This is a genomic window from Kitasatospora sp. NPDC127060, from assembly GCF_042724935.1.
In the GTDB taxonomy this organism is placed as follows: domain Bacteria; phylum Actinomycetota; class Actinomycetes; order Streptomycetales; family Streptomycetaceae; genus Kitasatospora.
This window is the reverse complement of record NZ_JBHXEG010000149.1, coordinates 1-10,496: the sequence shown is the minus strand read 5'-3', so window position 1 is coordinate 10,496 and position 10,496 is coordinate 1. Positions and strand designations below refer to the sequence as shown.

Sequence of the window (10,496 nt, the reverse complement as noted above, 5' to 3'; positions counted from 1 at the left end):
TGCGCCTGGGCGCGGGGCCGCGGGGGGGCCGCCCCGCCCCCGCCCGGCCGGGGGTGAGCGCGGCGGGGCCGCACGGCCGGGGCCCCCCGGTGCCGTCCGGCCGCACTACTGCCGTGCCGTCATGCGTGCTGTCAGCCGAGGGTCCACTTCTGGTTGCTGCCGCCGCTGCAGCTCCACAGCTGGACCAGGGCGCCGTCAGCGGTGGAGGCGCCGGTCACGTCCAGGCAGAGGCCGGACTGGACACCGGTGACGGTGCCGTCCGCGTTGACGCTCCACTGCTGGTTGGCCTGGCCGTTGCACGTCCAGACGACCGCCTTGGTGCCGTTGGCGGTTCCCTGCCCGGAGGCGTCCAGGCACAGCCGGCTGGTGCCGTCGTAGACGCTGAGCTGGCCGTCCGAGGTGTGGGTCCAGACCTGGTTGCTCCCGCCCCAGCAACTGTAGACCTGCACCTGGGCGCCCGGCGTGGTCGAACTGTTGGGCACGTCGAGGCACTTGCCGGCGCCGGCCGCGCGCAGCGCGCCCGTGGTGCCGCCGCCACCGCCGCCGGGGGCGCTCGAACCGCCGAGCGCGGAGAGCGCCGCGGAGTAGGCCGGCTTGGGCTGGTCGTTGCCGTCGTACATGGTGGCCGCGCCCGTCCCGGGGAAGGTCCCGGGGATCCAGGAGTGGGCGTCGTCCACGCCCCACTGGCTCACTCCGACGCAGCGGGAGACGGCCAGGCAGGCCCGGACCACGGCCGTGTAGTCGTGGGCCTGCTGCTGCAACGCCGCACCGGAGGCCGGGAGTTGGATCCGGTCGTCCAGTTCGGTGATGGCCACGTCCAGGCCCAGGTCGGCAAACCGCTGCATGTTGGCCTGGAGGTCGGAGGGGACCTGGCCGAGGACGAAGTGGCTCTCGAGACCGATGCCGCCCAGCGGCACCCCCTGGGCGAGCAGCGACTGGGCCAGGCGGTAGAGGGCGTCGCTCTTCGCGTTCACGCCCTCGATGTTGTAGTCGTTGATGTAGAGCTTCGCCCCCGGGTCGGCGGCGTGCGCGGTGCGCAGTGCGTCGGCGAAGTAGTCGACGCCCATCGCGCGGTAGAACACGTGCGGGATGAAGGAGCCGTCGCCGTTGAAGGGCTCGTTGATCACGTCCCAGGCGTAGACCTGGCCCTTGTAGTGCCCGGCCTCGGCGGTGATGTGCGACTCCATCGCGGAGCGCACCTGGTTCTGCGGCAGGTTCGAGACCCAGCCCGGGAGTTGGTTCTGCCACACCAGATTGTGGCCGCGCACCCGCATGCCCTTCGACCGGGCGAACTGCACGAGCTGGTCGCCCGGCCCGAAGTTGAACGAGCCGCGGGACGGTTCGACGGTGTCCCACTTCATCTCGTTGGCCGGGGTGAGCATGTCGAACTGCGCTCCGGCGACGGCGACCTCGCCGGGGACGTTGAGGTCGCCGCGCTCGATCGCGGTGCCGAAGTAGCGGCCCTTCGCTTCCGCGGCCGCCCTCAAAGTGCCGTCGGCCGCCGCGGCCGGGGTGGCCGCGGCCAGCGCGCCGGTCGCGAGCACCAGCGTCAGGACCAGGGCGGCGGTCCAGGCGCGGTGCATTCCGATCAGGATCCTGCGAAGAGGCATGGTCGACCTCCGGGGTCGCTCCGTGGGGGGTGGGGTGTGAACACCCGCGTGGCCAGCGGGCCTTGCCGCACGGGTGAGGACGGTGGTGGGGCCGTCGGTTCGGGGGGCGGGAGCCTCGCAGCAGTGGATTGCGCTCCCGCCGCTAGGTAACTCGCCGTGTATGGGACGCGTCAATACGCGGTTGAATGTTTCGACGATGTTTCGGAAACTTCTGGGCGCCCGTGGCGAGTCCAGCATGCGGAATGCCCACGGCCAGATTCGTTGACTCGGCACCCCGGGCCGGGCTAGCTTCACCGGACGCGCTTCCAGTTTCCACACGGCACCCTCACACCTCGAAGTGGGAGCGCTCCCAATCGGCTCTGGACAGGAGATGAATCCCTATGGACGAGCCACGCACCCAGCTGGGCGACACCGTCGGCACCCGCTTCGTCGAGCGCAATCTCGACCTCGTCGGCAAGCTCCACCAACGATCCGTCCTCCCCGCGGTCATCGACGTCGCGCAGGGACGGCGACTGGCCTCCCCCCTCGTGGTCGACCTCGACCCGACCACCGTCTGCGACCTGGCCTGCCCGGAGTGCATCTCCTCCCAAGTGCTGCACCACGGGCAGATCGGCCAGGACCGAGTCGTGCAACTCGCCCACGAACTCGCGGACTCCAAGGTCCTCGCCGTGATCCTGATCGGCGGCGGCGAGCCGCTGCTGCACCGCTCCGTCGGCCGGGTGATCGAGGTGCTCCACGAGGCGGGCATCAAGCTCGGCCTGGTGACCAACGGCACCCAGATCCACCGCTACCTCGGCCAACTCGCCGACATGCTCTCCTGGGTGCGGGTGTCGATCGACGCCGGCACCGCCGAGACCTACTCCGCCTTCCGCCCCAGCCGGGGCAAGCACAGCGCGTTCCCCCAGGTCATCGAGAACATGCGGGCGCTGGCCGCCCGCAAGACCGGCCGGCTCGGCTACTCGTTCCTGCTGATGCAGCGCTTCGGGCAGGACGGCAAGGTCACCGACTCCAACTACGCCGAGGTCTACCGGGCCGGCGTGCTCGCCAAGGAGATCGGCTGCGACTACTTCGAGGTCAAGGCCATGCTCGACGAGGACCACTACACCGTCAACCAGAGCCCCGAGTCCATCGCGCTCGTCGAGGAGCAGATCGCCCGGCTGCGCGAGCTGGAGGACGACGGCTTCCACATCCTGCACTCCTCCAACTGGCAGGCCGTGCGCCGTAGATCGGACACCGTCCAGGAGAAGGACTACCACCGGTGCTCGATCGCCGAACTGCGCACCACCGTCACCCCGACCGGCGTCTTCGTCTGCCCGTACCACCGGGGCAACCCCAAGGGCCGGATCGGCGACATCAGTCAGCAGACCTTCGCCGAGATGTGGGCCGCCGCCGACACCGGCGTCATCGACCCCGGCCAGGACTGCAGGTTCGTCTGCGCGCGGCACGGCTCCAACCAGGAGATCGCCGCCCTGGCGAGCGGAGCGGAGCGCGAGATGTGCGACGACTTCGACCCGTTCATCTGATGGGACGTCAACTCCGTCGACCATCCACACCCATGAGACTGGAGACGCGATGAGAACAGTCGTGATCGGAGCCGGTCCCGCGGGGCTCACCTGCATACGGCAGGCCCGCGCCGCCGGCCTCGACGTCAGCTGCCACGAGAAGCGCGAGGATCTCGGCGGTATCTGGAACCCCTCGGGCGGCGGCGCCTACCCGGGAGTGCGCATGCAGAGCTCACGCATGAGCATGCCGTTCAGCGACCACCCGCCCGGCTTCGCCGGCGCCTTCCCGGCGCAGCACGAAGTCCAGGAGTACCTGCGCTCGTACGCCGCCCGGTTCGGCCTGCTCGACGCCGTCACCTTCGGCAGCGAGGTCGTCAAGGTCGTCAAGGCGGACGGCTCCTGGCAGGTCACCACCCGGACGACGGACGGCCGGCAGCGCACCGAGCGGGCCGACGCCGTCCTGGTCGCCAACGGCGAACTCTGGCACCCCCGGCTGCCGGACCGTCTGCCGGCCCCCGGAGCGCCTGTCCAGGTGCTCACCGCGGCCGAGTACCCCGGCTCGGCGGGCTTCGCCGGCCGGCGGGTGCTGGTGGTCGGCGGCGGCGTGAGCGGCGCGGACATCGCCGCCGACCTCGGCACCGCCGCCGCGCACGTCGACTGGTCGGTGCGCCGCCGCCAGCTCTTCCTGCCCCGCATGATCGGCGGCGCCTACAACGACGCGCTCTTCTCGTACGCGGGCCGCGTCGCCGTCGAGGAACTGCCGTACCCCGTCTACCTCGACTGGCTGGCCGAGCTCCTCCCCGAGTACATGGCGATGTACCGGGCCACCGGTCTGCTGCCGGAGGCGGGCTTCCACGGCGCGGTACACGTCAACGACCGGATCGTCCCCCGGGTGCACGCCGGCGACGTGCACCCGGTGCCGGCCTTCGAGCGCTTCGCCGAGGACGGCACGGTGGAGTTCACGGACGGCTCCCGCCGCGACTACGACGCCGTGGTGCTGTGCCTCGGCTACCAGATGCCCGACTACGGCTTCATCGAGGGGCTGCGCCGCCAGGACCTGTACGAGCACCACTTCTGGCGCCACGACCCGACCCTGGCCGTGGTCAACACGCCGGTGGACACCGAGGCCTTCGGCACCGCCTGCCCGTACTTCGAGGCGGTGGCCGGCTGGGTCGTCTCCGTCCTGACCGGAAAGGCGACGCTGCCCGACGCCCGCGCCCGCGCCGACTGGTGCGAGCGCCACATGGGGGCGCTGGAGGACCGCCGCTACCTCGACTGCTGGCTGGAGACCGTCCGACTGGGTCTGCTCAGCGGAAGCCTGCCGGACCCGGCCGTCGACTTCGCCGCGTACTGGACGGTGGTCTCCAGCCAGGTGGACCCCGCCAATCTGGGGCCCGGCCGGGCGACCGTGCTCCCGGCCGAGCTCGACGGCCGGCTGGACCTCGCCGGCCTGCGGCACCGCATCCTGGCGGCCCTGCCGGCGCACGTCCGCGCACGCCTGCTCGCCGAGGCCGAGATCGACCGGGACGACCTGGCCGCCGCAGCCCGCGTCCCGGCCGGCCGCGAGCTGGCCCCCTGGCTGCCGTACCGGCAACGGGAGAGCGGGCCGAAGGGGGCGACGCCGTGACCCCGGAATCCGTCGAGAGCTCCACGCCCGTCGCCCCGGCCCGGGCTGTCGGCCGATGGCACCTGCTCGCCGACCGGTCGGTGCAGAGCCTGATCGCCGCCAACGGCGTGGTCGGGCTGGCCGGCGCCTTCGTGATACCCACCGTCAGCCTCTTCCTGGCGGACGCCGTCCAGGCGACCCCGCTGATGATCGGCCTGTTCTTCGCCGTCCGGTCGATCGGGGAGATCGGCACCGACCTGGCCATGGGCGTCGTCTCCGACCGGCTGCGCGACCGCCGCACGGTGCTCGTGCTGACGGCGCTGTGCAACGCGGCCGGGGCGCTCTGCTACTCCGTCCTTCGCGACTACTACCTGCTGCTGCCGGCCGGCCTGGTGTGCTTCGGCCTCGGCGGTGCCTGCTTCGGACAACTCTTCGCCTACACCAGGGAGTTGGCCGAGGAACGACAGGTCGACGCACCGTTCTTCAACGGCTTCCAGCGCTCGATCACCTCGCTGGCCTGGGTGGTCGGCCCGCCGGTCGCCTTCTGGCTGGTCGCCCAGTGGTCCTTCGCGGTGCTCTACGCGAGCGCGGCCGGCCTGTCCCTCCTCGCCGCGGCGATCTGCCGCTGGGGCCTGCCCGCGCTCCCCCGCCCGGCGGCGGACGACCGGTCCGCCGACACCGCTCCCGGGCTGCGCGGGCTCCTCGCCGGACTCAGTCCGCGCTCCGGCCTGCTGCTCGCGGCGATCGTCCTGCTGCTGGGCGCCAACATGATGTACCAGATCGACCTCTCCCTGCGCATCACCGTCGAACTCCACCAGAGCACCGCCTTCGCCGGCCTGCTGCTCGGGCTGGGCGCGGTGCTGGAGATCCCGCTGATGATCGGGGTCGGGGTCTGGGCCGACCGGATCGGCAAGAACAGGCTGCTGCTCCTGGCCACGCTCTGCGCCACGCTCTTCTTCGCGGTCCTGCCGCTGGTGCACAGCCGCACCCTGCTCCTGCTCCTCCAACTGCCCAACGCCTTCTGGACGGCGGTGGTGATGAACATCCCCGTCGTGATGCTCCAGGACTCCCTGCCCGGGCGCCCCGGCACCGCCTCCTCGCTCTACGCCAGCGCGTTCAAGACCGGCATGTTCCTCGGCGGCCTGGTGGTCGGCACGGTCGCGACCTGGACCGGCTACGGACAGGTCTTCTGGGTGTGCGCCGGCCTCACCGCCCTCGCCGGGCTGCTGATCCTCCTGCCCGGGAGCCCGGGCAGCTCCGAACCCACCGAAGGGAGCGTCAGATGACCGCGCCGCCCGACTGCACGGTGATCGTGCCCACCTACAACCGCTCCGAACTACTGCGGCACACCCTGGACTCACTGGCCCGCCAACGCCTCGCCCCGGGCGGGACCTTCGAGGTGATCGTCGTCGACGACGGCTCCGCCGACGACACCGCCGAGGTCGTCGCCGACCAGCACGACCGGCTCGACCTGCGCTACTTCTTCCAGGAGGACCAGGGCTACCGGGTGGCCACGGCCCGCAACGTCGGCATCCACCACGCCCGCGGCAAGACCTGCGTCTTCGTCGACTCCGGCGTCCTGCTGCACTCCGGTGCGCTCGCCGCGCACCTCGCCGCCCACGGCGGGTCCGAGGACCCGGTCGCCGTCATGGGCTACGTCCACTGCTTCAACGAGGGCAACGAGGACGGCGAGCAGATCCTCCGGGAGATCGACTTCACCGACCCGGACGCCTCCCTCCGCCGGTTCACCGAGCAGCGGCGGTGGCCGGACCTCCGGGAGAGCTACTACGAGCGCTACGGCGAGGAGCTCGGCGCGCTCACCGCGCCCTGGCTCATGTGGTGGACGTGCCACGTGTCCGCGAACACGGCCCAACTGCGGCGGGTCGGCGGCTTCGACGAGGCGTACCGCTCCTGGGGAGCCGAGGACGTCGACCTCGGCTACCGCCTGCACAGCGCCGGCGCCCGGTTCGTCCTGCGCCGCGACGCCGCCTCGCTGCACGTGCCCCACCCCAAGAGCTACCAGTCCAACATGGCCTCGGCGGCGGCCAACTACCGCTACTTCGCCGAGAAGTTCGACACCCCGGTGGCCAGACTCGTGCCCGGCAACCACTTCGAGGAGATCGAGGACCTCCTGCGCTCCCGCGGGCTCGCCGACGGAGCGGTGACCGACCGCTTCGGGACGGTCACCCGCGCGATCGACCAGGCCGCCGCCGAGGGGAGCAGCAGATGACCCCGCCACTCCTGGGCACCTGGACCGAATGGCACCTGCGCGCCAAGCGCTCCGAGGGCGCCGCCCTGGTCTTCGCGCCGCACCCCGACGACGAGGTGATCGCCTGCGGCGGCACCATCGCCCGGCTGGTCGCCGGGGGCACCCGGGTGCACGTGGTCTTCGCCACGGACGGCGCCATGTCGCACTCCGCGGTGCTCGGCATCCACACCGACCCCACCCCGGCCGAGCTGCGCGAGATCCGCCGCCGGGAGGCCCGGGCGGCTGCCCGGGCACTGGGCCTGCCGGAGGACTCCGTACGGTTCCTCGACTTCCCGGACACCCGGCTCGCCGACCACCTGACGACGTTCCGCAGCAAGGTCCTGGAGGTGCTCGACACCCATCCGGGGGCAGCCGAGGTCTACCTCCCGCACGAGGTGCGGGAACTCAACGCCGACCACCGGCTGACCGGCGAGACCGTGCTCGGCTGCCTGGCCGAACGCGAGCTCTCGCCGACCGTGTACCGCTACGTGGTCTGGGACGAGCGGACGGAGCAGGAGTTCGCCTTCGTCAACCGGAACCCGGCGTCCGGCGGCAGCGGCGCGCCCGAGCAACTGATCGCCGTCGACATCACCGAGCAGCTGCCGATCAAGCGGGCCGCCCTCCGCGAACACCGCACCCAGGTCGAACTGTTCGCCCCGGGGCAGACCCGGCCGGTCGTCCCGGAGCCGTTCCAGGAGCGCGTACTGGCGGCCCGTACCGAGGAGTTCTGGATCAGCGCGCCGGCACCCGCCCGGCCGGAAACGGAGTGACACCGTGCCAGAAACGATGCCAGAGAGCACGCCGGGGACGGTACCGCCCGGCGGACGGAGCCCGCTCCCGGCACTCGCACCGCTGCCGGCCTGGCCCCGCCTGACGTCCGCCATCGCGCCCGATCTGGTGATGGAGCATCAGATCAGGTCGATGGTGGCCCAGTTGACCCTGGAGGAGAAGGTCGGGCAACTGGTCCAGCCCGAACTCGCCCAGCTCACCGCCGAGGACATCCGTGAGTACAAGATCGGTTCAGCCCTCAACGGAGCCGGGATCTGGCCGCACGGCCGTCGGCACGCCACCGTCCGGGACTGGGTCGACCTGGTGGACCACTTCTGGACGGCCGCGGAGCAGGCCTGGCAGGACCGGCCGTTCCGGATCCCGTTCATGTGGGCCACCGACGCCGTCCACGGCCACAACAACGTCCACGGCGCCACCGTCTTCCCGCACAACATCGGCCTCGGCGCGGCGGGTGACCCGGACCTGATCCGCCGGATCGGCACCGCCACGGCCCGCGAGGTCGCCGCCACCGGGATGGACTGGATCTTCGCCCCCACCGTGACCAATCCGCGCGACCGCCGCTGGGGCCGCTACTACGAGGGCTACGGCGAGGACCCGGCGCTCGGCCACGCCTACGGCCGGGCCATGGTCGAGGGACTGCAGGGCGACGCCGCCGCGCTCCGCACCGACCACCGGGTACTGGCCACGCTCAAGCACTGGATCGCCGACGGCGGCACGGCGGACGGCCGCGACCGCGGCACCGCGCACTGCTCGGAGCAGGTCCTGCGGGACATCCACGCCCAGGGGTTCCTGGCCGGCATCCGGGCCGGGGCGCAGAGCGTGATGGTCTCCTTCAGCAGCTGGGAGGCCCCGGCCAACTACGACCACACCCCGGACGGCGGCGAGCCCTACAACCACAAGGTGCACGGCAGCCGGTACCTGGTCACCGACGTGCTCAAGGACGCCCTGGGCTTCGACGGCATCGTGATCAGCGACTGGGACGCGCACGCCGAGGTCTCGCGCTGCTCGGCCGGGGACGCCGGGTACGCGATCAACGCGGGCCTCGACGTGCTCATGGTGGCGGGCCGTGAGGCCTGGCAGAGCGTCCACCGCACGACCGTGGCGCAGGTCCGGGCCGGTGTCATCCCGCAGGAGCGGATCGACGACGCGGTCTCCCGCGTCCTGCGGGTCAAGCTGCGCGCCGGCCTGTGGGACAAGCCCCGGCCCTCCGAGCGGTCACTGACCCGTCCGGGCGCCCCGGTGGTGATCGGCTCGCCGGACCACCGGGCGCTGGCCCGCGAGGCGGCCAGGAAGTCCCTGGTGCTGCTCAAGCACACCCCGGGGCTGCTGCCGCTGCCCCGGGCCGGCCGGGTGCTCGTCACCGGCAGCGCGGCCGACGACCTGGGCAAGCAGTGCGGCGGCTGGACGCTCACCTGGCAGGGCGACGACCTGGACCGCACCGACCTGCCCGGCGGCACCACCATGGCCGACGCCGTCCGCGCGGTCGTCGGCCCGGCTGCCTGCACGGTGGACCCGGCCCCGGCCCTCACCGATCCGGAGGAGCACGACGTCGCGATCGTCTGCATCGGCGAGGACGCCTACGCGGAGATGCGCGGCACCGTCAAGCCGTGGCGCTCGATCGGCTACGCCGACCTCAAGCAGAGCTACGCACGGGACCTGGAGCTGCTCCGCCGGCTGCGCGCGGCGGGCGTGCCCACGGTCACCGTGCTGTTCACCGGCCGTCCGCTGTACTGCACCGAGGAGATCAACCTCTCGGACGCCTTCGTGGTCGCCTGGCTGCCGGGCCCGTACGCCCAGGGGGTGACGGACGTGCTGTTCGCCGCGGAGGACGGTGCGCCCGCCCACGACTTCCAGGGCCGGCTGCCGTCCTCCTGGCCGAGGACGCGCGACGCCAGCGCCGTCAACGCCCTCCCCGCACACCTGCCGGACTACCGCGTGCCGAAGGAGGAGACCCCGCCGGAGGGCGGCCGCACCCCGCTGTTCCCGCTGGGCCACGGCCTGTCCCTGCACGACCCGGCGCCGCCCGGCGAGCCGCTGCCGCTGCACGTCCCGGCCGCCGCGCCCCCGGCGCCGCGGGTGAGCGGCCCCCTGCGCGTCCTCGACGCCGAGGGCACCCCCTACCGCCTCCGGGTCGGCGGGCACAACACCTGGTCCCGGGAGGACGTCGGCCTCGACAAGCCGATGGACTGCCTGATCGTCCGGGCGACGCCGTTCCCCACCCCGGACGGCACGGCCCTGCGGCTGCGCTTCAAGGGCAATCCGGCCTTCGTCTACGCCGAGTCCCCGTCCGGGCTCCCCGCCGACCTGCGCGGGTACCTGGAACGCGGGGCGCACCTGCGGTTCGCCGTGCGCGTGCTCCGGCAACCCTCCGCCCCGCTCTACCTGGCCTGCCACGACGACTTCCCGGCCCAGCCCGGCGTCGACCTGACGAGCCGGCTGCGCGCGGCCGGGGCGGAGGCCTGGACCACCGTCTCCGTCCCGCTGACCGAACTGGCCGCGGTCGGCACGGACCTGAGGTACGTCGCCGTGCCGTTCATGCTCTACACGGACGGCACGGCGGAGCTGGAGGTCGCCGACGTCTCCTGGTGCCTGTCCTAGGGTCCTGGCACGGCTTCCGGCCCCGGCTCCGCGGGCGTACGCGGAGCCCGGGGCCGCCCCGGGGGGGGGCGGGGGGCCGCGGCCCCGGGGGACCCGCGGGGCCACCGGGGGGGAGGTGGGGGAGGGGGGGGGGGTGTCCGCCG

At 72.5% G+C, this 10,496-nt stretch carries 7 protein-coding genes; 6 read left to right on the top strand and 1 reads right to left on the bottom strand.

Annotated elements, in window-relative coordinates; all coding sequences use genetic code 11:
• Window positions 1-131: 131 nt before the first annotated feature.
• The gene (locus ACFWIS_RS39805; RefSeq protein ID WP_380461805.1) at window positions 132-1,610 is read right to left on the bottom strand and encodes an endo-1,4-beta-xylanase; all 1,479 of its coding nucleotides are present in this window, start codon (window positions 1,608-1,610) and stop codon (window positions 132-134) included.
• Between the two features lie 380 nt (window positions 1,611-1,990).
• Between ACFWIS_RS39805 and ACFWIS_RS39800 the strand changes: the two genes are divergently transcribed.
• The 6 genes from ACFWIS_RS39800 to ACFWIS_RS39775 all read left to right on the top strand — a co-directional run bounded on the left by ACFWIS_RS39800 (window position 1,991) and on the right by ACFWIS_RS39775 (window position 10,353).
• On the top strand, window positions 1,991-3,133 hold the full coding sequence (locus ACFWIS_RS39800) for a radical SAM/SPASM domain-containing protein (protein ID WP_380461806.1): 1,143 nt from the start codon (window positions 1,991-1,993) through the stop codon (window positions 3,131-3,133).
• A 49-nt stretch (window positions 3,134-3,182) separates the two neighbouring features.
• On the top strand, window positions 3,183-4,739 hold the full coding sequence (locus tag ACFWIS_RS39795; protein ID WP_380461807.1) for a flavin-containing monooxygenase: 1,557 nt from the start codon (window positions 3,183-3,185) through the stop codon (window positions 4,737-4,739).
• Window positions 4,736-6,004 (top strand): sugar efflux transporter, encoded by a 1,269-nt coding sequence (locus tag ACFWIS_RS39790; RefSeq protein WP_380461808.1) that lies wholly within the window; start codon window positions 4,736-4,738, stop codon window positions 6,002-6,004. The genes ACFWIS_RS39795 and ACFWIS_RS39790 overlap by 4 nt, the downstream gene beginning before the upstream one ends.
• Window positions 6,001-6,948, top strand: a complete 948-nt coding sequence (locus ACFWIS_RS39785) for a glycosyltransferase (RefSeq protein ID WP_380461809.1) — start codon at window positions 6,001-6,003, stop codon at window positions 6,946-6,948. Before ACFWIS_RS39790 ends, ACFWIS_RS39785 begins: the two co-directional genes overlap by 4 nt.
• A complete protein-coding gene (locus ACFWIS_RS39780) occupies window positions 6,945-7,736 on the top strand; it encodes a PIG-L deacetylase family protein (protein WP_380461810.1) in 792 nt (263 codons plus the stop codon). Before ACFWIS_RS39785 ends, ACFWIS_RS39780 begins: the two co-directional genes overlap by 4 nt.
• 130 nt (window positions 7,737-7,866) lie before the next feature.
• On the top strand, window positions 7,867-10,353 hold the full coding sequence (locus ACFWIS_RS39775; RefSeq protein WP_380461811.1) for a glycoside hydrolase family 3 N-terminal domain-containing protein: 2,487 nt from the start codon (window positions 7,867-7,869) through the stop codon (window positions 10,351-10,353).
• Window positions 10,354-10,496: the final 143 nt, after the last annotated feature.

Coding starts and splice junctions, on each gene's coding strand:
- ACFWIS_RS39805 (WP_380461805.1), bottom strand. CDS start 1,610: ATGCCTCTTCGCAGGATCCTGATCGGAATGCACCGCGCCTGGACCGCC.
- ACFWIS_RS39800 (WP_380461806.1), top strand. CDS start 1,991: ATGGACGAGCCACGCACCCAGCTGGGCGACACCGTCGGCACCCGCTTC.
- ACFWIS_RS39795 (WP_380461807.1), top strand. CDS start 3,183: ATGAGAACAGTCGTGATCGGAGCCGGTCCCGCGGGGCTCACCTGCATA.
- ACFWIS_RS39785 (WP_380461809.1), top strand. CDS start 6,001: ATGACCGCGCCGCCCGACTGCACGGTGATCGTGCCCACCTACAACCGC.
- ACFWIS_RS39780 (WP_380461810.1), top strand. CDS start 6,945: ATGACCCCGCCACTCCTGGGCACCTGGACCGAATGGCACCTGCGCGCC.
- ACFWIS_RS39775 (WP_380461811.1), top strand. CDS start 7,867: ATGGAGCATCAGATCAGGTCGATGGTGGCCCAGTTGACCCTGGAGGAG.